A 20,493-nucleotide genomic window follows, 5' to 3' on the forward strand; every position below is an offset into this window, starting at 1 on the left:
TCAGCCTCCCTCTGCGTCATAGACCGCAGCGGCAGTCATGTGGTTGAGCTTCAAGACGATGGCCCTGGTCGAGGAATCAGCATCTACAGCGCTTCCGTTGGCTTCATGGAATGCAATGAAGGCCGCAGCGATCATGCGTGCATCAGGGCTTGCGTCCGGGTTGTTGATGATCTTCATGGAGTCATCGAAGTTGAGCGTGACCTGACCCATTACTGCGTCTCCTTTTCCACGAACTGCACCAGGTTCGGTGCGTCGATGCGACGCTTCATCTGCCAGGGGAACACGTCTCCTCGCAACTCGATGTACGTCGCCGCCTGATGGACAATCTGCATATCCACCCCTTCCTCCAGCGGCTGATGGAGGTTGAACAGCCGGTTCCCGTCGGCGTCGATCACGGAGGCCGCGTAGCACTCGATGTCGGCACGCACCGCGTTGTCAGCGATCTGCTGCTGCAGGACAAGCAGCACCGGCTCCACCAGCCAGCTATCGTTCCTGTCATTCATGATCCACCGCCGCGATATCGAGGGAGATAGGCTGGTAAGCGCCTTTGGAGTCGCGCTGATACAGACGCAGGTAGGTCTTGCTGCCGATGACCGAAACGGCCTCGCTGATCGCCTGCATGGCCTGCAGCCAGCGTTCGTCCTGAATGTTGAGGCGACGCAGGCCCAACACACTGCCGGTGCGAATGTCGCCATTGCTGGTGACCCGGAAGGCGTCCTGCACCAGCACCGCGACCTTCGGGTTGGCGTCAACGGTCCACTCGCGTAGGCATTCGTCGATCAGCTCTTTTGCCGCCTGCAGGCGCTCATCGAACACCAGCGTCTCGGAGATCGCGCGAATGACCTTGTACTCGCCGTCGTAGCTCATCAAGGTCAGGTTGCCCTTGTTGCCGCCGAGCTTGACGTCGTACTGCTCCCCACTGATCTGGACGAGCGCATCGATGTCATCAAAAGCCTTGCGACGGTATTCGGCCAGCCTCTTGCGAAGCGGCTTTGCGCCCTCAACCAACTCCTGGACCAGAGCATCGCGCAGGAGGTCAACGGGGCGGATCTGGTCTTCCGGCACCAGGTGACCCTGTGTGTTTCGCCGGAATCCTTCGTGGATGGTTCTATCGGTCATGGTGCATTTCCTTGGGTTGCTGGTAGGCCGGGAGGTCGCCGGCATTGATCGGACTGATGGCTTCAAACCAGTCGGCGCGCCATTCGCGGGCCATTGGCAAGCTGATATCGAGAGCGCCCGAGATCAGTTGCGGGGTTAACTTGTTTGGTGGCTGTTGCTGCGCCCAAAGAACGAAGCGCATGGTGCGCAGCCTGCTTTTTCTCGGGTGGCCTCCGGCGCGCATACGTCACTCGCACCGTTGGAAAATTTCGTCGAAGTTGCGATGGATGCTCTCCGCGATCCGTGCGCCGATCATTGGCGGCAGCTCGCCTTCTTCTTCCTCCGCCGAGCCGCACACCAAGCCGACGCTGGGTATCAGCTGTGCAGGCCCGAATGCTGGCCCCTGGTACTGTTGGCTGGCGGCCTGCTGGTATGTATCCCGACCAACTCCTGCAGGCGGGGGCGTCCAGTTCTCACAGAGCTGGTACCGGTACGGCGTGCCGAGCCCCAAACGTTTGATCAGGCCCAGAGCTGCTGCCTTGGTGACCAGTGCGTGCCCTTTGAAACGCGGCACGCCCTTGTCTTCCAGGCGGTTGAGCAGCATCGACGCACCCAACAGAACGCCGTCGGCCAGCACCTCGCGCAGCTGCTCTACGTTGTCAGCGGAAATCCGGCTCATGGAGCCACCTCGCGCGCGATCTCGCTGGTGCCAGGACGGGATACCACCAAGGCAACGCGCGGATCCGGCTTCACCTTGGCAACGACCTGGACCACTGCACGGGGGGTCCGGTCGCTGCTGGTCCTCGTAGCAGCCGCGTCCAATGCGGCCTTCTCGTCGGAGAAAGGGGAGCCCGCGCCAAGTGCCACCAGCGGGATGACCAGGTACTCGGTGGAATCAGCCATGTGCCACCTCCGCCAGCTGCAATTCGCTGGGGCCATCACGTTCGATCCATTCCAACTGGGCGCCCTTGTAGGGCGCAGCCATCACGCGGTCGGTGCCGACGCCGTTGGGCGAAGAGCGGCGCATCACGCCGCGCACGAACACCGGCGGCGTGTCGACAACCAGCACGATCCGGCGGCCGTTGCTGTAACTGCCCAACACGGTCACGCCCATGTTGGTCATTTCGTCGGCGATGACTGCGGCGTCGCGCAAGGCTGCGGCGGTCACGTTTGCATCGTTACTCATGATCCTGATCCTCGTCTGTAGTAGGCGCTTGAAGGCCCATCTGTCCGTACAAGTCGGGCATCGCCACGCGCTTCATGGCGCTTACTTGCTGCAGCGATGTCATGGCGCGCCCCACCAGGAAGGAGCAGGCGCGATCCAGTTCTTTGGGGTCTGCAGCGAGGTGGTATCCGAAGGCGGGGTGAGCGCAGATCGGGTGACCATCGCGGCGCAGCTTCTCGATGATTTGGCGCAGCTTTCGCTCGTCGGCTTGGTTGATGCGGTGGGTCAGCATCTGGACCAGGTCGCGGGCGGTGATGCCATTGGCGGCGCCGCGTCGGCCCTGTAGCACCGAGAGCACCGAATCCGGGGAGAGCTCTTGGGGCAGCAGGGCAAGTTGCATCAGTGGCGGACCTCCGACCGTTGGCTGCAGGTCAAACTGGTGGACGTCCTGACGATCACCACGTCCGACATGACAGGGCTCTTGTTGAACGCCTTGGCACAGAGCTGGCAGTCGTGGTCTTTTCGTGCGCGCCCGCTTTCGAGCGGCCCGCCATACAGATCCCACTTGCCGCACAGCGATGTGCCATCGCTGAAGTAGTGCGGTTTGGCTGCACGGATCGGCCAGCCCCAGCCTTGAATGGCCATCAGTCGTCTTCCTCGATGTCGTCATCGCGCAGTTCGTCGGTCAGGCGATGCAGGTCGTGGAGGTTCAGCGAATCCAGCAGGTTGTCCATCGCCTGCCCGTCGGTCCAAGACACACCAGCACGCCGGAAGATGTCGCGGTGCATGACGGTCACTTGGCGCGTGGGCAGCTCGGCGTCGCGCATCAACGCTCGAATGAACTGGCGCTGGCTTGGCAGGTCCGCGTGGTAGTTGAGAACCGGCATGTCAGACGCCCCGGATTACGTCAGCGGTGACGGTTGGCACGCCCAGGTCTGCCGCTCTATTCATCGCTGCAGCGAGCGCGTTGTGAACGGCCAGGGGATAGAGCATGGTCCCCGCTGCGCCGGCCTTGGCCGGGGTCAGCTTGGAACGCAGAGCGTCAACCGCCGCTGCATCAACAACCTTGTCGAAGACCTGCCCTACGCGGCCAAAGCGGGCACGAAGATAAGCGTCCAGGTCTGCATCCAGCGGCTGCAAGGTGATGATCTCAAGGCGCTGCATTACCTCCCGGATCTCCGGGTTCTGCGCGCTCAGCTTCACCAACAATTCGGGTTGGCCGATCAGCAAGATGGACAGCAGTGGGCGCAGGCCATCCTTCAGCTCCATGAAGCGCTTCAAGTGCTTCAGCATCACCATCGAGAGGCTATGTGCCTCTTCGATGATCAGAACGTGCTTGTGACCTGAGCGGCTGCTCTGGCGCAACGATTCGTGCGCCTGGCGGGAACGTGCCTCGGGGCTGCTTTTGGTCTTCGCCATTGGGTCAACGTTCGCCATGATGGCTTCGATGACGTGCTGGCTGCGCAACTGCTTACCCTTCTGCTCACTGTCTTCAGAGGACAGCATGTAGGGCTCAATGATGGTGATGCCTGCCGTCTCGCGCTGTATGCGGTCTACCAGCTCTTCGCGCAGCGTGGTTTTACCTGCGCCGGACTCACCCACGACCGCCATGAAGCCGCCATTCTTTGCAATCTGGTACATGGATTCCCGCACGTAGCGGATTGCCGAACTCAGGAACACTTCGTCGATCGAAGTAGGCTCGGCGAACGGATCTGCATTCAGGCCAAAGTGCCGGCGGGCCTGCGGCGTCAAGGTGTGCTTACGGAGTAGCATCTGGATGTCCTCGTCGGTGATTTCGTTGATAGCGGGGTTTTCAGTCGGGGATTCGAGGCCCGCCGTGTTGACGCACGGCGGTGCCTCTTCTTTGTTCCAATCCGCAGCGTTGGGGGCGCGGTGGTCCTGCAGGTACTTGGTGATCGCGGCGGTTACGACGTCACGGTCGTATCGCGCAGGAAGGTGGTCGTGGTTGAGTAATCCGCTCAATGCGGGGCGGCTCAGATCAACGGCGTCGGCCAATTCGCCCTGCTTGATGCCTGCGACTACCAGGATCGCTTTGAGGCGCAGGGTCATGCCTGGCCGTCCTCCTGCGTCGGCGTGCGGGTTTCCATCGGGCGTCCAGTCATCCGCTCAATGTCCTTGCGGATGCGCTCCACGCTTTGAGCCGTCGGCAGCGTTTGTTCGTTGACCGGCACTTGGTTCGGGGCAAAGCCCTGACGTTCATAGATGTCTTTCATGCAACACCTCCTTCGATCATGCGGAGACCGCCACGCTCTGGTGTGGACAGCTCTGCGGCCCAGGGTTCGATTTGTTCAACAGGTACGCCCTGCGGCCAGCGCCGTTCGGTGCGCACATACATTTCCGACGTCCATGTCACGCCAGCACGCTCGACCAGCGGCTTGAGGCGCATGGCTGCTTCCACGTGGTTCAGCGCTTGCAGTTCAGCCCGCACTGGCGCCGGCTCGATGCGCTGCTCCGCGACAACCGGTGCAGTGACGCTTGAGGTGCGTCCAGCACGCGGCAGGCTCGGGGCGATTTCCAATTCCCGCAGGTGCTTCATCGGATCGATCGTGCCGCCCATGAACAAGCGCTTCGCCTTGCGCGCAACGGCGGCTTCGGCATCGGTTTCCACCTGCATAGCCACGCGTTCGAGTTCCTTGCGGGCTGCATCTGCGGGCGTCTCCGGAGGCGCTTTGAACTCGGTTCCGACGCGCGCGGCGGTGTCCAGGAAGCCCCAAGTGTCCCGGCCGATTCGCGGGGCGATGTAGTGGACGGGAGCTGTGTTGGTTTCACCTGGCATCAGCACTCGCACGCTGCCTGCGGGATCTAAGGCGTTCGCCACGACGTCGACGCGCTGGCCGTTGATCAGCCCTGGTACGTTCCGCACATCGAAGGTCTCACCCTTGAATCGCACCATGCAGTCGCGCACGGTGCATGGCTTCGGCGCCGACGTTGCCAGCTGGCGCAGGACTTCCATTGCCGGTGCAAAAACCAGTTGCTCTTGGGTAATGCGCAGCCAGCCGTCACGCCTGGTCATGCCAGTGCGTGTATGCATGCGCGTGGCATTGAAGGCGCGGGACCACTGCTGCGCCAGTTCGTTGATTTCCTGCAATGAGGTCACAGGCTTGCGGGTCTTAAGCGCAGCCTCAAAGTGCATTTCAATGATGTAGTTGGCGTTCTCGACCTGTCCCTTCGCACGGGCATTGCCCACTTCGTTGATGATCAGCTCGATGCCGCATGCGTTGATGAAGTTGCGGGTCGGCCCAGCGGTTACAGCGCTGCCTGGATCCATCATCAGCATCAAAGGAATGCCGTGCATGGTTCCGCCACTGCGCTGCGTCATCGCATGGATCAACGAGGTGAGCAGGTTCGCGCTGGACTCAGCCCCGAGGACATAGAACAGCTCTATGCAGCCGCTGGCATGGTCGGTGCAGGCGTAGCGCCACAAGCGGCGGTCAGCAATCTTGGTGAAGTTCGCCGGCTTGCCCCGATAGAACTCACGCTTGTCCATGACTTGCGTGCCATCGTCAGCCAGATAGAACTGGCGGCTGACCGATGCATCGATCTGCCACAGGTAATTCGGGTGAGGGCTAGAAAGCCTGGCGGCCGGAGAAGGAGCACTGAGCTGATCGCGGTGGAAGCCGTAGTGGCGGATAGCGCGGCAGATCGATGACGTGCTCAATTGGCACCATTCACCGGTGCCCTTATCGATGCGCGCCGCCTCGATCTTGCCGTTGGCGCGGAGAATATCCACGGCATCCTCAACGGGCAGCGCACCCGTGCCGGTCAAGCGCCGCGTCTCTTCAACCAGGGCGGCGATGGTGCGGGCCTCTTCGCGGGTGAGCGACATGTCGCCTGCATCGCTCCGGCGCTTGCGGGGCTTGATGCTGCCCATCACCGCGCTGAGACGACGGTAGGCGGTCTGTACCGAGCAACCCATCTGCTCGGCCAGCTGTGCCGCGATGCGGCCTTTGCTTCCGTGCGGTGCCATCAGCAATTCGCTGGCGGCCGCATTGATGAGAGTCTCGGCGGACATGATCAGTCCTCCGCACCAACGTCATGCACGACCGGGATCGACAGCGGAACCGAGTTGTGATCGCGCACGGTGCGGACTGCATTGAGCAGCCGCCCGAACACATCGCCCAGGAAGGCGCTGCAGTCGAGATTGTTCGTGTCGCAGTGCTCGCCCAGCAAAACGACCGCTGCCAACAAGCCGTTCTTCGCACCGCCGAGGTCGGCGATGATCGCGGCTTCAGCGTCGGTAACCGCGTGTTCCAACAGGAGCTGTTGTTCGTCTGGCGTGGCTTGCTTCCATTTGCGCTGCGCCTTGGCGGTCTTCTCATGCTCCTTGTTGAGGTTGTCCGACAGCTGGCTGATCCGCTGGTCTTTGGCCTCGTTGTCAGCGCGTGCTTCGCGCACGGCAGCCCGCAGATCATCGCGGGTCATGCTGTCGACGTCGTCTAGCTCCAGTTGCCCGGTGGTACCGGTCTCGGCCAGCTCGACGAACTGGTCTTCAGGCAGAGACAGCAGCTCGATCAGCTTCGATTGAGAGCCTGTCGCCTCGATCAAATGCGTCGCCCGCGACGCATTTGGGAGCAGCGCAACCCGGCGGGCGGCTTCCATCATCCGCTGTGCCTGGCGTGGCTCCATGCTCAGGCGATCCAGCATGCCCGCCCACTCACCGTGCGCAGCGCACTCGCGCGCCACCATCAGGTAGCGACCGGCGCGGAGGAAAGCTTCGCAACCGCGACGCAGCTCGCTGCGGATTGCTGCCTCATAGTGATCCGGGTGCCAAGGCAGCCCATCACCGAACTGCTCCACCAGCTGTGTCTGCCGCACGTGCAGCGCCTCCAGCTGCTGGGCCTCGTCGTCCGGCGTCTTGCCGATGAACTCAGGGCCGACCTTCTCTGCCTTGGCTACCGCCTTGCGGCCGCTCGTCTTCACGTCAGTCATCTGTTGCCTCGTCTTGGTCAGTTGGGGTTGCGGGAGTAACGCTGTTCGGTCTCTTCCAGGCGCTGCCGGTGACGCGCAATTTCCTGCTCATGGGCGCGAGCCAGCTGGATCAATCGGGGGGAGAGACGCCAGTACTCATCACGACCGGGGATACGCTCGGCGATGCCTTCATCGGCAAGTACTTCGAGGTCGCGCAATGCTGTGGAAGGTGTGGTTTTGATCGCATCGGCGATCTGCTTTAGCCGCAGTCCTTCGAGCGTGTGGCCCTGCAGGACGAACAACAGGTGCAAGACACGACGGACCGCAGATTGGTTGGTCGCGCTCATGACGCCACCGCCTGCCGTTCGATGTTCTCGATGCGCGCGGCCTTGACGATCTTGCTGCGCATGGCCTTGCCCTTCGGGCCGTTCCAAGTCCCCAGCAGAGCGCCGCGCGCATTGGAGATGTGGGTGCCGTTTGATCGGCACCACTGCGTCAACGAGGTGCCCTGCAGAAGGAAGCCGGCACGAACCCTGTTGTGAAGATCGAAGCCGGGAGCCGTAGAACTCATGGGTTATCCTTTTGTTTCTTGTTCCGGGGGTTGAAAAGCGCCTTTGACACCTTGCGAACAATCCTAAGTGTAAAAACTACACCTTGCAAGGGGTTCCGTGTGATTTCTTCACTCATCCGCCAAATCATGGAAGAAGGGGGGCATAGACAGGCCGATCTGGCTGAAGCCCTTGGCGTGTCTATCGATCGAGTGAAAAGCCTCACCAGCGGCCGGGTTAAAAAGCTCTCCTCCCAGGAGATGCGCGACTTGGTGGAAAAACTGCACGTCCGGCCGGTGTTCCTCACGACGGGCGAGCTGCCGATATTCCAGCGGCCCGAAGACGTGGCGCTGGGTGAGCGGATGCAGTTGCTATCGGACGCATCGCAGAAGGCGACGTCGCTGGAGCTGCCGCCTCGTTACCAGGTACTTGTCAGGGATGTGCTGGTAGGCGCCGCCCTTGGACAGTCCGCATTGCTCATGGCCACGATCAACGGCTTTGTCATCGATGAGATCGCGGAGCGCTCTAAAAACGAAGTTGCTAAGGAAGCACCAAAGCCAAACCGCGAACGGAAACGCACAACGAAAGGAGCAACGAAATGAAGAAGATTCTTCTGGCCCTGGTGGCAGTGATTCTCTTGGCGGGTGCCAAGTCGACCATCGGCGATGACTTCAATACCAACAACCTCACTCAGCTGCAGATCAACCAAACGACGCTGCCGCAGGCTGTCGTGCTGCTCGGAACGCAGCCGGTCGGTTCCGCTGTGGGCCAAAGCGGTGCGGTTGCTTACACCTGGCAGTACGTTGAAGCCAAAGGCAGCATGTGGACTGGCAAGAGCAGTTCGACCAGCCGACGCGCTGTGCTGGTGTTCAACACGGATGGGACTTTCCAGCGCATCCTCCAACTGGATGGAGTGACGTTGCCGCCTAGCGAGCAGCAGCGATTGATGACAACTCCCGCGATCGAAGCAACAGTGCTTTTGCAAAGGAATGGTGAACAGTGAGGAGTTTTAAGTTCGTGTGGGTTGACGACAAGCCAGCTATCGAAGGGCTTGAGGTTGGAGAGACGGCAAGCGCTATCAGTCTGTCCTTCAAAAGCAAAACACCTGGAAGACCAGATATTCCAGGTCCAGGCAGGGTGTCCTTCCTGCTTTCCGCGCCGGGGAAGCTGAGCCAACGAATCACCTTCGACTACAAGCTCTCGGCATAACCCTTTGCCGATACCCACTGAAGGCCACCGCTTAGCGGTGGCCTTCGTCGTTTCAGACCGGAAATCAAGAAGATCATCATTGCTTCGATCACCTCAGTTCCCGCGCACTCTCTCGCGCGCGCGCGAAGAAATCCTGTGAACTCGTTCAAATGACCTGCGCCTGACCGGCGCAGAGACTGATGCCTGTTGGTGCGTTCGTGGGGGGCGCACCAGGTCGGCGGCACGGTCCTCGTCCCGTGTCGTCGGCCACCTTCCAACAGGAGCTGGTCATGGCAACGCGCGGCATTCGCAATTTCAATCCAGGCAACATCGACCGCAGCCCCTTGAACAAGTGGCAGGGCCGCATGCCGGTCGAAAAGATGACGAATGAGCAGCGTTCCGAGAAGCGATTCGAGGTGTTCGCGTCAGCTCAGTGGGGCATCCGTGCGATGTGCATTCTGCTGATCACGTATCAGGATCGGCACAACTGCCACACCGTCCAGCAGATCATCAATCGCTGGGCTCCTCCCTCGGAGAACGACACGGGCGCCTACGTGGCGCAGGTGGCTCGCGCCGTTGGCGTCGCTCCCGGCGAACGTATCAACACGCACAGCTATGCCGTTCTGCGGCCCCTGGTAGAGGCCATCATCAAGCACGAAAACGGGGTGCAGCCGTACAGCGCCGATGTGATCGAGGAAGGCCTGCGGCTGGCCGGCGTCATCAAGCCTGGCGGCGAAGCCTTGGTTGCAACACCCAAGGCAGCTCAAGCCGCCACCGTCACGGCATTGACTGCAGGTGGTACCGCTGCAGTGGTCGAAGGCGTCAACACGCTTCTTCCTGCGCTTCAGTCCTTCAACGCAGTGGCATCAGCCACAGGCGGGCTTCCAGGTGCAGTCCGCGTCGCGGTCATTGTCGCCGTGGCGGTCAGCATCGGCGCCAGCTTGTATGCATTTCTGCGGCTGCGTCGCGCCCGTCGGGCGGTAGCACCGTGAACTTGGGCGGCCAGATTGTGGGTGTGTTTCTGGTCCTTGCGGCCCTGATCGGCGGTGGTGCCGCTATCGGCCACGCCTCTCGCAATGGCGAGGTCGCGGATCTGGTTGCCCAGGTGGAAAAGCTGGACGCGGAGAAGTCTGCAGAAACCTTGCGCGCCAATGGCGAGGTCGCAACTTTGCGCACCCTCAAGGAGACGTTGCGGTCGGAGCGGGAGCGCCGAAATCGGATTGGGCTATTGGCTCAAGAGGAATTGGCTACACGTGCCGACCGCATCGCCGGACTAAAACTGAAGGCAGAGCAGCTTCAGCAACGCATCAAGACCGAGGCTTCCAACGATGAAAACTGCAATGCGCTTCGGCGCCTTCCTGTGTGCGCTGCTATTGCTGACCGCCTGTGGGGCGACTCAACAGCCCCTCGTCCGGACTGAGCTGATCGAAGTTCCAGTCGTGGAATACGCGGCGATACCCGCAGCGCTCACCGCGCCGCTGGTGGCACCAGCGCCGCCGCCTCTCGATTGCAAACTGCCGACCGGCAAGGCGACGCCGTGTGTCTTCGACACACTGTTACGCGAAGCAGCGTGGCAAGCCGTGCTTGACCGGGCCAATGAGGACAGGGCGACTACCGCAAAGATCACCCTGAACGCAACTCTCCAACCACCCTTGAATCCACGCAGGTTGGAACCGTTTCTGTCGCACCAGGTGAGCCAGCATGGGGCTATCACTGCGAGCGGGGCCGAACCGTGAAAGTGGAATTCGAGCTATGGCACCTGATCACCCTGGCGCTGACGCTGATCGGGATGTTTACCGGTCTGGGCAAGCTGCTGCTGATGCAGTTCGAGCGGCGCATTGACGACCGCTTGGGGAGCTTCACCGAGGACAGCAGGGAATGGCGCGAAACCTCACGCGACCTGCTTATTTTGAAAGCGGAACTCGCTGAGAAGTATGTGCGGCGGGAGGACTACATAAGAGGGCAGACGGTCATCGAAGCCAAGCTCGATGCCATCAGCAGCGAGCTTCGGAACGTTCAGATACAGGGGGCTAAGCGTGAGAGTTGACACGGAAAAGTTACGGCGCGAAACGGTGCGTTGGCTGATGTTGCTGGCCCTCAACCATGCTCGGCCCTACGGCGCGTATGAGGAGGTTCTCCTGGCGACCGCACAAACGATGTATCCGGATGCCACCGCTCTGGAGCTCCGGCGAATTCTGGACTATCTGGAAGACCGCCGCCTGGTGAAGTTGCGCAAGGAGCCATCCGGTCGCTGGTGGTCTGATCTGACCCGACTGGGTACGGACATCGTTGAATACACCGTCGATTGCGAGCCGGGCATTGCCCGGCCCGAAAAGTACTGGTGACGCCATGCCACCGCCGAGCAAGATCGACCAACTGCCAGAAGGCGTGCGCGCCGAGCTGGAAACTAAGCTCGTTGCCAGCGGCTTCTCCGGCTATGTCCAGCTCTCCGAATGGCTTGCCGAGCAAGGCTATGAGATCGGCAAGAGTGCTATCGGTGAACGCGGCAAGCAGCTGAAGCGCAAGCTGGCCACCATCACGGCCAGCACAGAGGCCGCTCGACTCATTGCCCAGGCAGCGCCGGACGATGCGGACGAACGCAGCGGCGCGATCATCAGCCTGCTGCAGACTGGGATCTTCGAAGCCTTGCTCTCTCTGGACGAAGCGACCGAGGAAGACGATGCCGCCAAGCGTGTAGAAATCCTTGGCAAGGCCGCCAAGAACATCGCCACCTTGACCCGCGCCAGCGTGGCCCGGAATAAGTGGGGCATGGAAGTGCGGGCCAAGGTCCAAGCAGCTGCTGCGGCAGTGGATCAGATCGTCAGCAGCGGCGGTCTTTCCGCTGAAGCGGCGGCAGCACTGCGCGCCAAGATCCTTGGCATCGCCGCATGACGGACCTGGCACGAACGCTCGTCCCCGATACCGCCAGCACAGATGTGCCGGCGGTATTGCTGCCTTACCAGCAGCGTTGGCTTGCCGATCCCTCGCCGCTCAAGATTTGCGAGAAGGGCCGTCGCACAGGCCTGACATGGGCCGAGGCTGCTGATGATGTGCTGATCGCTGCCAGCGCAAAGTCTGCGGGTGGCCAGAACGTGTACTACCTGGGTATCCGCAGAAGGCGAGCCACAAGATCGAGAAGATCCGGGCCGGGTGGGATGGCGAATGCTGGTATCCAGGCAAAGCCGCGATTCCGATGCCTAGCTGCAGCGGTGGCGATCCGTACATCTATGCGACGTCGCTGCCGTACCCATCGATGCTCACAGACGACGCGCGCCTTGGCCTGGCCGTGACAGGCGGGTCGTTGGACACGTTGCTGTACGAATCGCCGATGCAGCCCAGTGAGACTGAGATGGGCCTAGCGATCAACGCTGGAGAGCTGTTTGAGGTTCAGCCTCCGAAATTCCAGGACGCCATTGAGCAAGGGCTGACAGTTACCGGCGGTCAACTGTTAACTCCGCTTCCCCAACACACATACGACGCCACCAATCTTGGCCTGAGCGTTTCAGGCGGCATTGTGGCGACCCCGCCCATTGGCACGTTCGACGCTGACGAAGCCAACACCACCCTCACAATTACCGGAGGCGCTCTCTATGTCCCCTAACCAACAAATCCGATTGAAGCCCATCAAGGTGCGTAGCACGGGGCGATTCCGCCCGGTGGTCCATACCGGGCACGTGTACGACCGGTTCGGCAACATCGTTCAGTTTGGTCGCATCCTTCGTGAGGCCCCGTTCGGTCGCAACAAAATCACGCTGCCCGGATTCGCACGGCTCCTGCAGGGCACGGCTTCCACGATGGTGATGGTCGCAGGCCAAGGGAATACCCCGCCGCAGGAAACAGACACCGTGCTTGCGTCGTATAAGGGGAAGACCGCCACAGTCGTCTCTCAAGTAACGACGCGAAGCACCATTCCAAATGCGAACAACGAGGTCTATTGGCGCACTGTCTATCGGATGACCTTCGGGCCAGGCTCCTTGGGGGGTGGGAACGTCAATGTGGCCGAGGCCGCCATTTCGTTTGGCACCTCCCTCAGCGGCGTTGGTGCCGGCACACAGGTTGGAGCACGTGGTTTGCTGGTCGATGCCAGCACCAACCCGACCGCTATTGCGGTGAACAATGCGGTTGAGTACTTGGACATCATCTGGGAATACACCGAGTGGGTTCCGGCTTCAGTCACCGGTACCGTGTCACTGACCATCGACGGAACCCCCACAAATTTTGACTATGAGGTCCGCCCTTATTACTTCGACAACCTTGGCGGGTCATACAACTACGCCGGATGGGGGCCGGCGACAAACCTCGTCATTCCCGGCTACTCCCCGAACGCTATAAAAAGTGGTTACGGATCCCAGTACGCCAGCAACGCGGCGGCGGGTCCAATTGGTGCAATAACTGGTGATGCACTTCGGGGTCCTCCAGCGGCCAACATCCCGTTTTCTATGACCACGGATGCATATGTCGCGAACTCAAAACAGCGCACTTTTCGGATGACCTGGCTCCCCCTTGAAGGGAATATTGCTGGCGGCATCGGGCTGGTGCACGTGAACCTTGGCCATTCTGACTGGCAAATAGGCTTCACCCCCAAAATTCCAAAGATCTCGACAAAGCAACTCGATCTTCTTTTCACTTACGCGATGGCCAACCGCCCATGATCATCTCTAAGCCATATGGCGTGATCTATGTTGCCGTCCCGAAGACCGCATCGCAGTCGCTTTCCCTGTTGCTGGACCGCCGCCTCAAAGCAGACGACGTGCCCTACGAGGCAGAGTCGATGTGCGACTTCCATGCCACCCTCCGCGAAGCAGAAGCCGTGACTCATCTGCCACTGGAGAACTACTGGTCTTTCGCGTTCGTGCGTAACCCTTTCGATCGCTTTGTCAGCTACTGCGCAGGCCACTTGGACGGCTTCGCAATCAATCCAGGCGCCACGCTGTGGCATGCACTGGAATTGGCGCGGCAAGGCGAAAATCGTTGGCTAGTGCCGCAGGCCACTTTCATCGAAGGAGTGTCGAAGGTCTACCGGTTCGAGCAGATCAACGAGGCTATTGCCGACATCGCGGACCGGTTGCAGATCGACTTGGATGAACTGCCCCGAGTGAACATCAGTGACCGGGAGCCCTACCGGGGCTATTTCGATACCGACCTGAAGGGAGCGGTTTCAGAGTTCTATCGCGGCGACCTGCTCAACCTCGATTACAGGTTCTGAAATGATCCCCGAGAACCGACTCTCCGACGTCACTATTGGTCTCCGAACACTGCACCCGTGGACCGGCAGGAAGGATGTGTCGCAACACTGGGGGCCAATAGCAATCCAAGATCCTTCTGAGGGCCTATTCGCCCGGCTCTGGCAAGCCAGGGCAGACGATGAAGTCGTGTACTTGGCTGCCGAGGGAGTGCCCGAGGTGGTCCTCCACACGCATACGGCCCCGGTGCGCGAACTTTCCCTGAGCTTTGACCAAGTTGGAAATCCCCACTTGTCACTGGTGGACGACACCGGCACGGCGCACCTGCGCTGGTATGACCCGACTGTGCCAGGGATGGTGACCACTGCGCTAGCTGCCGGCACGCTCTATCCTCAACTTACTTTGGACGATGCCCGCCAGTTCAACATCGGGGCATCAGACGTCGTGCTGTCCTACGTCCGCGACAACATCCTCCGCTATCGCATCCAACGCGAGCGCTTCGGCACCGAGCACACACCGCCGGTCGGGGACGGCGGCGCGCCGCTGAGCGTACCGAACAAGCCACTGCTGCACGTCAGCATGAACGCCGGTTCGCGCGTGCAGTGGAAGTTCCTCAACACCGACAACTGGGCGATGAACCCGGCCCACGCGCTCTACTACGTCCGCACGCATCCCGAGATCGGCCGTGAGCCCATCGCCAACATGAACGATGCGAGCTATCGGGCTGCAGCGGACAAGCTGTTCGACGAGGGGTTCGGCATCTGCACGTCCTACGAATCAAAGGCAGAGAGCGTCGAGGAGTTCGAGCAGCGCATCTGTCGTCTGATCGGCGGCAGCGTCAGCCGCAGCCTTGTCGACGGGCAGTACTACCTCGACCTCGCACGGGGCGACTACGACCTCGACAGCCTGCCTGTGATCACCGACGACGACATCCTTTCGTTCGAGGCACAGCCGGCCACGCTCGATGGGGCGGTCAACTCGGTGAGCGTGAAGTACTTCGACCCGTGCCGGAAAGAGAGCGTGATGACGCCTGCGGTGCAAGCTCTGGGGCTCATTGATGCGTTCGGCGTGATCCATCAATCGATGGATTACCCCGAGATACCGAGCGGAGTACTTGCGCTCATCATTGCCACACGTGACGTTCGTACATCCGCAACGCCAAAGATCGCTTTCGACTTGGTGTGTATGCCCGATGCGGTGCGAGCCCTTCGCCCGAACATGTATTTCCGCCTGCAGACCCCTAAGTACGGCGTCGCCGACATGGTGTGCCTGCTGGGTGACAAGCAGGCAGGCACGCTCAAGAGCGGGGCTATGCGGGTCAAGGTCACCCAGGACATCTACAGGTTGCCGCAGACCTCATTCATCGGAATTGAGCCAGGCGTTGATACACGCCCGGATCCGACGCCTTACCCCGCCACGGCGCAGGCTGCGATGGAAGCGCCGTATGTCGAGCTTGCCCAGAGTCTGGATCGGGCCAACCTCGACGTGCTGCCGGCGGACGTTGGCTACCTGCTCGCCGTAGCTCACCAGCCGTCTCAGGGCGGGCTCAACTACAGCCTGGCCGTGTCTGCCGGTGGTGCGGCATTTGAGGTCAGCGCAACAGCGGACTGGTGTCCCTCGGCAATTGTTGCCGGCGTACCGGGGAGCGATTGGATCGGTGCTCAGGAAACGGTGGTCCACATTGGGGTGTTCATGCGCGAGGCTCAGATCACCTTGGGCTCGGCCGCACTCTGGGATGCTGAGATCGTCCGTATTGACGCAATCAACCTGGCAGCGAGCACGATCACCCTTGGCCGGGGCTGCGCGGACACGGTGCCGGTGGCACACGCCGCTGGATCTCGCATCTGGGCCTATGACGACTTCGCCGGGTCCGACATGGTCGAGTACTCCGACGGCGACTCCCTCGAAATCAAATTGCTCACCAACACCGGCACTGCGCAGCTGGATCTGGCCGCAGCAGTTCCCATGACAGTCGATTTTGTGGGCCGTGCGGCCCGGCCCTACCCACCGGCAGCGGTGCTGATCAACGGCCTGGCGTCGCCGGTAGCCATTGAGGCAACGGCCGACGTGGCCTGGGCCCACCGAGACCGGCGTGCCCAGGTCGACCAGCTGGTCGACCAGACACTGCCCAGCATCGGGCCCGAGCCTGGCACCACGTACACGGTCCGCTGGTATCTGGATGATGTCCTGGTCAACACGACGCCCGGAATTACCGGAACGAGCGCCAGCTATGTCCCGGCTGCAGCTGGCCAGGTACGCATCGAGGTCGAGAGCGAGCGTGACGGGATCACCAGCCTGCAGGCCTTCAAACACACGGCCGCATATACCCCGGCACCACCGCCGTAACGCAAGACAGGGCGGTGGCCCGACACCGGCAAGTGTCGGGCCACCACCGCAACACAGGTGATCTCACCACCTGGCATTAGCCGAGGCCCTGCTGCTCCGCGAAGCGACTGCAGTCTCGGTGACTTCTATCGCAAAGGATGAGACATGCCCAATCCCGTGATCCCTTGGCCCGGCGGCAAGCGCCGGTTGATCAAGCACCTATACCCACACTTTCCGGCCCATGAGTGCTACGTCGAGGCGTTCGCAGGCGGGGCGGCCGCGCTGCTTATGCGTCCCTATCCAGCCCCCGTGGAGGTCATCAACGACATCAATGGCGAGCTGGTGCGCCTGTACCGGTGTCTCCGGCACCATCTGGAGGAGTTCATCCGCCAGTTCCGCTGGGCATTGGTGAGCCGGCAGATGTTCGAGTGGGCCCAGATGGAGCGCCCTGAGACGCTGACAGATATCCAGCGTGCAGCCCGGTTCTACTACCTCCAGAAGCTGGCGTTCGGCGGCAAGGTTCACGGGCAGAGCTTCGGCTACGTGGCCAGCGGTGGTCCCCGCCTCAACCTGCTGCGCATCGAGGAGGAGCTGAGTGCCGTCCACCTACGTCTGGCCAGCGTCATCGTTGAGCATGGCCCGTGGCATGAGGTGGTGGAGCGCTACGACCGGCCTGCGACGCTGCACTACCTGGACCCGCCGTACTGGGAGACCGAGGGCTATGGCGTCGACTTCCCCTTCAGCGAGTACGAGCGCATGGCGGACTGGATGCGGGCCGCCCAGGGCAAGGTCGTGCTGTCGATCAACGACCACCCGGAGATCAGGCGGGTGTTCGATGGCTTTGCCCTGATCCCCCTGCAGCTGCGCTACACCCTCGGCCGGGAGGGACGGGACACGGTCGCCGGGGAGTTGATCATCAAGTCATGGGATGACCGGCAGGCGGCCTTGCTCTGAGCCCGGGGTAGAATTTCCCCCTGTGCAATTTCATTGCGCCCCCGGCAATTCAGGCCGGGGGTCATTTATCTCAGTAGTGGCGGGCGATTTATCGCGCGCCGTTACATGTGGGATGACTTCAAGAGCACCCTCCCCGGCCCTCCCCTCCGCCTTCGGCCCAAGGGAGGGGGAAAAGCGGGTTCGCTGCCATCTGAACGTTCGCCGGATCAGAAAGATCGCGGGATCCGTCCGCTCCCTTTGCCGAAGGCAAGGGGAGGCTTGGGGAGGGCTGCGCTTCGCTCAGCAGGCGGAGTTTCACCGCCCCCCACGAACATCACTTGGCAGCATGCTTCGCTGCGTAATCCTGCGCCTGACGCATCACCCGCAGCACGTTGCCGCTCCAGATGTTGGCGATCTGCGCATCGCTCAAACCCCGGCGCTGCATCCACGCGGTGATCTTGGGCAGGTCGGCGGCATCTTCCATACCGATCACGCCGCCGCCGCCATCCCAATCCATGCCGATGCCGACGTGGTCCGGGCCCACCACATCGAGCATGTGGCCGAAGTGCTCGAAGAAATCCTCCAGCGTGGCTTTGCGGCGCGGGAACTTCTGATCCAGTTCGGCCATCGCCTTGGCCAACTCCACGCCCTTGGCCATGGTCATGTTGTCCCAACCGCCCAGGCGCTTTTCCAGTTCGTCTTCGGCCTGCTTGCGTTCGGCGCTCTTGGTTTCGTCCACCAGATAACCGCCGTACGCATTGGCCTGGACCACCCCGCCCTTGGCCGCCAGCTGACGCAGACGCGCGTCATCCAGATTGCGCGGGTGGTCGAAGATCGCCTTGGCCGAGCTGTGCGACAGGATGAACGGCACCGGCATCATCTCGACGAGGTTGTCGAACACCGCATCGGAGGCGTGCGACTGGTCGATGACGATGCCCAGCTTCACCGCTTCATTGACCAGCGCTTTGCCGGCCGGGCTCAGGCCCTGCCATTCGGCGCCCTTGGGGTCGGTGGCCGAGTCGGCGAATTCGTTGTTGGCGAAGTGCACCGTCGACAACAGCCGCAGGCCGGCCGTGTAGTAGAAGCTCAGCAATGACGGGTCAGCCACCAACGGGCTGCCGTTCTCCATGCTGATGTAGACCACGCGCTTGCCGGCGGCCTTGATGCGCGCCGCATCGTCGGCGGTGAGGGCCAGCTGGAATTTGTCCGGATTGGCGGCCAGCATTTCGTGGATCTGCATCATCCGCTGCAGGCCGTGGTCACGCTCGGCGCGGTGCGCGGCCAGCGTGCGGTCGCCCTGATCGGTGTAAATGGCGAAAAAACCACCATCCAGCGCGCCTTCCACCATGCGCGGGTAATCCACCTGCGACAGCGCGTTGTGGTCATGCCGCTGCATGATGTTGAAATCCGGCCGGGCGAAGTTGGCCGGCGTATCCAGATGCGAATCCAGGGTGAGCAGCGTCTGCTGCAACGCACTGGCCTTGGCCAGTTCGGCCTGGCTGAACTCCACCGCCGAGGCAGCCAACGGCCAGCACAGCGACAGGGATACCAACAAAGACAGGGGACGCAGCGTCATGAGGCCTCACCGTAAATGGAAAGGCCCGACCTTAGCGCTGTGAAGCCGCAGCCGGCCAGTGACGGACGGCATGGGAGCTGGGGCTTCAACCCCTCTCCCGTACACGGGAGAGGGGTTGGGGTGAGAGCGGCTTTTCGCTGGCGACGCCGCTGCCGAGCATGGCTCCGCTCTACCGCTGCGTAGCGATCAATCCACCACGCGGCAGAACACGGCCTTGAGGTAACGCGATTCCTGCACGTGCGCCATGAACGGATGATCCGGGCCGGCGCCGGCCACCTTGAGGATCTGGATGGTGCGGTTGGAATAGAACGCCGCGCGACGCAGCATGTCCAGGAACTGATCCTCGGCCACCAGACCGGTGCACGAGAACGTGGCGAACAAGCCGCCCGGCTTTACCACGCCCAGTGCCAGCTTGTTCATGTCCAGGTACTTCTTCAGCGCGGTGATGACCTGGTCGCGGTCGCGGGTCATCTTGGCCGGGTCCAGAATCACCACGTCGTACTGCTCGCCGCGGTTGGCCGCGTCACGCAGCCACGGGAAGATGTCGGCCTGCACGAACTTGGGCTTGGCGTTGTTCAAACGCGCATTGCCCTTGGCGATCTGGATCACGTCCTGGTCGATGTCCACGCCCAGCACTTCGCTGGCGCCGCGCGCGGCGGCGTACACCGCAAAGCCACCGGTGTTGCAGCACAGGTCCAGCACGGACTTGCCTTCCACCTGCTGGCTCAGCCACTCACGGTTTTCGCGCTGGTCAGCAAAGAAACCGGTCTTGTGCGCGCCGGCCGGGTCGGCACGGAACTTGATGCCGTACTCGGTGATCACCGACGGCTCGGTGGTGGTGTTGCCGTGGAAATCAAAGCTTTCCTGCTTCTGCACATGTTCGTCGGCGAAGCTGTGGAAACGGCAGCCCGGGAACTGTTCGCGCAGCGCTTCGTGGATCCACTCGCGGTGGCGGAACATGCCGGCGGCAAAGAACTCGACCACGATCAGATCGGCATAACGGTCCACGACCAGGCCGGACAAGCCATCGCCTTCACTGTGGACAACGCGCCACGCGTCGGACACCGCATCGAGCTTGAGCACGTCACGACGCAACGACACGGCATTGGCGATCTTGCGCGAGAACCAGGCCTGGTCCACCGCCACATCCGGATCGGTTTCCAGAATGCGCACGGCGATACGCGAATGACCGTTATAGAAACCACGGCCGATCCACACCTCGTCCACGCCGACCACGTCGACGATGGTGCCCGACTTGGGCTTGACGGTCGGCTTCTCAACCAGTTTCTGGAAAATCCACGGGTGGCTGGAGCGCCACGCGTTCTTCAGGCGTACGACGGGGAGTGGGGTATTCATGGCGCTATTGTAGCCGTGCCGGGCCTCTGTCCCGAGGGGCATTCATTGACTGTAGCGGGCACAGGCCGCAGTATTCAGCCCCAGAAGGGGAGTAGCTCCCAGACGTTGTCGCCGTCAATTCGAGCCGCAAGGCTCCGGTGCAACGGCAGTTCCGACCGCCGGAACTGTGAGCAAGACCTTCGCCGCATTGGC

At 61.7% G+C, this 20,493-nt stretch carries 30 protein-coding genes; 12 read left to right on the plus strand and 18 right to left on the minus strand.

All coding sequences use genetic code 11. The annotated features are described in order from the left end of the window. Genes ACREP4_RS06525 through ACREP4_RS06600 form a run of 16 tightly spaced genes read right to left on the minus strand, consistent with a single transcriptional unit; the run spans position 1 to position 7,763 of the window. On the minus strand, positions 1-210 hold the full coding sequence (locus tag ACREP4_RS06525) for a hypothetical protein (RefSeq protein WP_431595368.1): 210 nt from the start codon (positions 208-210) through the stop codon (positions 1-3). Further along, a complete protein-coding gene (locus ACREP4_RS06530; RefSeq protein ID WP_431595369.1) occupies positions 210-503 on the minus strand; it encodes a hypothetical protein in 294 nt (97 codons plus the stop codon). Before ACREP4_RS06530 ends, ACREP4_RS06525 begins: the two co-directional genes overlap by 1 nt. After that, positions 496-1,119 (minus strand): DUF3164 family protein, encoded by a 624-nt coding sequence (locus ACREP4_RS06535; protein WP_431595370.1) that lies wholly within the window; start codon positions 1,117-1,119, stop codon positions 496-498. The genes ACREP4_RS06530 and ACREP4_RS06535 overlap by 8 nt, the downstream gene beginning before the upstream one ends. Beyond that, complete coding sequence (locus ACREP4_RS06540; protein ID WP_431595371.1) at positions 1,109-1,300, minus strand: hypothetical protein; 192 nt, start codon at positions 1,298-1,300, stop codon at positions 1,109-1,111. The genes ACREP4_RS06535 and ACREP4_RS06540 overlap by 11 nt, the downstream gene beginning before the upstream one ends. A gap of 45 nt (positions 1,301-1,345) precedes the next feature. Beyond that, positions 1,346-1,777, minus strand: coding sequence for a hypothetical protein (locus tag ACREP4_RS06545; RefSeq protein ID WP_431595372.1), 432 nt, complete (start codon positions 1,775-1,777; stop codon positions 1,346-1,348). Then, positions 1,774-2,001 (minus strand): hypothetical protein, encoded by a 228-nt coding sequence (locus ACREP4_RS06550; RefSeq protein WP_431595373.1) that lies wholly within the window; start codon positions 1,999-2,001, stop codon positions 1,774-1,776. Before ACREP4_RS06550 ends, ACREP4_RS06545 begins: the two co-directional genes overlap by 4 nt. Next, the gene (locus ACREP4_RS06555) at positions 1,994-2,284 is read right to left on the minus strand and encodes a hypothetical protein (protein WP_431595374.1); all 291 of its coding nucleotides are present in this window, start codon (positions 2,282-2,284) and stop codon (positions 1,994-1,996) included. The genes ACREP4_RS06550 and ACREP4_RS06555 overlap by 8 nt, the downstream gene beginning before the upstream one ends. Further along, on the minus strand, positions 2,277-2,663 hold the full coding sequence (locus ACREP4_RS06560) for a hypothetical protein (protein WP_431595375.1): 387 nt from the start codon (positions 2,661-2,663) through the stop codon (positions 2,277-2,279). Before ACREP4_RS06560 ends, ACREP4_RS06555 begins: the two co-directional genes overlap by 8 nt. Then, a complete protein-coding gene (locus tag ACREP4_RS06565; protein ID WP_431595376.1) occupies positions 2,663-2,908 on the minus strand; it encodes a hypothetical protein in 246 nt (81 codons plus the stop codon). Before ACREP4_RS06565 ends, ACREP4_RS06560 begins: the two co-directional genes overlap by 1 nt. Next, entirely contained in the window at positions 2,908-3,150 is a 243-nt protein-coding gene (locus ACREP4_RS06570) for a hypothetical protein (protein WP_431595377.1), read from the minus strand. The genes ACREP4_RS06565 and ACREP4_RS06570 overlap by 1 nt, the downstream gene beginning before the upstream one ends. A gap of 1 nt (position 3,151) precedes the next feature. Then, positions 3,152-4,333 (minus strand): ExeA family protein, encoded by a 1,182-nt coding sequence (locus ACREP4_RS06575; RefSeq protein ID WP_431595378.1) that lies wholly within the window; start codon positions 4,331-4,333, stop codon positions 3,152-3,154. Continuing rightward, complete coding sequence (locus tag ACREP4_RS06580; RefSeq protein ID WP_431595379.1) at positions 4,330-4,497, minus strand: hypothetical protein; 168 nt, start codon at positions 4,495-4,497, stop codon at positions 4,330-4,332. Before ACREP4_RS06580 ends, ACREP4_RS06575 begins: the two co-directional genes overlap by 4 nt. Continuing rightward, positions 4,494-6,296 (minus strand): hypothetical protein, encoded by a 1,803-nt coding sequence (locus ACREP4_RS06585; protein WP_431595380.1) that lies wholly within the window; start codon positions 6,294-6,296, stop codon positions 4,494-4,496. Before ACREP4_RS06585 ends, ACREP4_RS06580 begins: the two co-directional genes overlap by 4 nt. A 2-nt stretch (positions 6,297-6,298) precedes the next feature. Further along, positions 6,299-7,213: a hypothetical protein gene (locus tag ACREP4_RS06590; RefSeq protein ID WP_431595381.1), complete on the minus strand. Its 915-nt coding sequence runs from the start codon at positions 7,211-7,213 to the stop codon at positions 6,299-6,301. A gap of 17 nt (positions 7,214-7,230) precedes the next feature. Then, entirely contained in the window at positions 7,231-7,539 is a 309-nt protein-coding gene (locus ACREP4_RS06595; protein ID WP_431595382.1) for a helix-turn-helix domain-containing protein, read from the minus strand. Beyond that, positions 7,536-7,763 carry a hypothetical protein gene (locus ACREP4_RS06600; RefSeq protein ID WP_431595383.1) on the minus strand — a complete coding sequence of 76 codons (228 nt, stop codon included), beginning with the start codon at positions 7,761-7,763 and terminating at the stop codon, positions 7,536-7,538. Before ACREP4_RS06600 ends, ACREP4_RS06595 begins: the two co-directional genes overlap by 4 nt. A 99-nt stretch (positions 7,764-7,862) precedes the next feature. Between ACREP4_RS06600 and ACREP4_RS06605 the strand changes: the two genes are divergently transcribed. The 12 genes from ACREP4_RS06605 to ACREP4_RS06660 all read left to right on the plus strand — a co-directional run bounded on the left by ACREP4_RS06605 (position 7,863) and on the right by ACREP4_RS06660 (position 17,390). Beyond that, entirely contained in the window at positions 7,863-8,342 is a 480-nt protein-coding gene (locus ACREP4_RS06605) for a helix-turn-helix domain-containing protein (protein WP_431595384.1), read from the plus strand. Next, positions 8,339-8,743 carry a hypothetical protein gene (locus ACREP4_RS06610; protein WP_431595385.1) on the plus strand — a complete coding sequence of 135 codons (405 nt, stop codon included), beginning with the start codon at positions 8,339-8,341 and terminating at the stop codon, positions 8,741-8,743. Before ACREP4_RS06605 ends, ACREP4_RS06610 begins: the two co-directional genes overlap by 4 nt. Before the next feature lie 475 nt (positions 8,744-9,218). Further along, positions 9,219-9,920, plus strand: a complete 702-nt coding sequence (locus ACREP4_RS06615) for a hypothetical protein (protein WP_431595386.1) — start codon at positions 9,219-9,221, stop codon at positions 9,918-9,920. After that, positions 9,917-10,348: a hypothetical protein gene (locus ACREP4_RS06620; RefSeq protein WP_431595387.1), complete on the plus strand. Its 432-nt coding sequence runs from the start codon at positions 9,917-9,919 to the stop codon at positions 10,346-10,348. Before ACREP4_RS06615 ends, ACREP4_RS06620 begins: the two co-directional genes overlap by 4 nt. A gap of 312 nt (positions 10,349-10,660) precedes the next feature. Further along, positions 10,661-10,975 carry a hypothetical protein gene (locus ACREP4_RS06625; RefSeq protein ID WP_431595388.1) on the plus strand — a complete coding sequence of 105 codons (315 nt, stop codon included), beginning with the start codon at positions 10,661-10,663 and terminating at the stop codon, positions 10,973-10,975. Between the two features lie 37 nt (positions 10,976-11,012). Further along, positions 11,013-11,273 (plus strand): hypothetical protein, encoded by a 261-nt coding sequence (locus tag ACREP4_RS06630; RefSeq protein WP_431595389.1) that lies wholly within the window; start codon positions 11,013-11,015, stop codon positions 11,271-11,273. A gap of 4 nt (positions 11,274-11,277) precedes the next feature. Then, positions 11,278-11,820 carry a DUF3486 family protein gene (locus tag ACREP4_RS06635; RefSeq protein WP_431595390.1) on the plus strand — a complete coding sequence of 181 codons (543 nt, stop codon included), beginning with the start codon at positions 11,278-11,280 and terminating at the stop codon, positions 11,818-11,820. A 409-nt stretch (positions 11,821-12,229) separates the two neighbouring features. Beyond that, on the plus strand, positions 12,230-12,529 hold the full coding sequence (locus ACREP4_RS06640; protein ID WP_431595391.1) for a hypothetical protein: 300 nt from the start codon (positions 12,230-12,232) through the stop codon (positions 12,527-12,529). Continuing rightward, the gene (locus ACREP4_RS06645; protein ID WP_431595392.1) at positions 12,519-13,580 is read left to right on the plus strand and encodes a hypothetical protein; all 1,062 of its coding nucleotides are present in this window, start codon (positions 12,519-12,521) and stop codon (positions 13,578-13,580) included. The genes ACREP4_RS06640 and ACREP4_RS06645 overlap by 11 nt, the downstream gene beginning before the upstream one ends. Next, positions 13,577-14,134: a sulfotransferase family 2 domain-containing protein gene (locus tag ACREP4_RS06650; protein ID WP_431595393.1), complete on the plus strand. Its 558-nt coding sequence runs from the start codon at positions 13,577-13,579 to the stop codon at positions 14,132-14,134. The genes ACREP4_RS06645 and ACREP4_RS06650 overlap by 4 nt, the downstream gene beginning before the upstream one ends. Positions 14,135-14,402: 268 nt before the next feature. After that, positions 14,403-16,457 (plus strand): phage tail protein, encoded by a 2,055-nt coding sequence (locus tag ACREP4_RS06655; protein ID WP_431595394.1) that lies wholly within the window; start codon positions 14,403-14,405, stop codon positions 16,455-16,457. A 144-nt stretch (positions 16,458-16,601) separates the two neighbouring features. Continuing rightward, the gene (locus ACREP4_RS06660) at positions 16,602-17,390 is read left to right on the plus strand and encodes a DNA adenine methylase (protein WP_431595395.1); all 789 of its coding nucleotides are present in this window, start codon (positions 16,602-16,604) and stop codon (positions 17,388-17,390) included. Positions 17,391-17,703: 313 nt separating this feature from the next. On the opposite strand, the gene ACREP4_RS06665 is transcribed toward ACREP4_RS06660, so the two are convergent. Both ACREP4_RS06665 and ACREP4_RS06670 read right to left on the minus strand, forming a co-directional pair. Next, positions 17,704-18,945: a dipeptidase gene (locus tag ACREP4_RS06665; RefSeq protein WP_431595396.1), complete on the minus strand. Its 1,242-nt coding sequence runs from the start codon at positions 18,943-18,945 to the stop codon at positions 17,704-17,706. Positions 18,946-19,131: 186 nt separating this feature from the next. Next, on the minus strand, positions 19,132-20,301 hold the full coding sequence (locus ACREP4_RS06670; protein ID WP_431595397.1) for a class I SAM-dependent rRNA methyltransferase: 1,170 nt from the start codon (positions 20,299-20,301) through the stop codon (positions 19,132-19,134). Positions 20,302-20,493 lie beyond the last annotated feature (192 nt).

The sequence above is a fragment of the Stenotrophomonas sp. genome, from assembly GCF_050737575.1.
In the GTDB taxonomy this organism is placed as follows: domain Bacteria; phylum Pseudomonadota; class Gammaproteobacteria; order Xanthomonadales; family Xanthomonadaceae; genus Stenotrophomonas.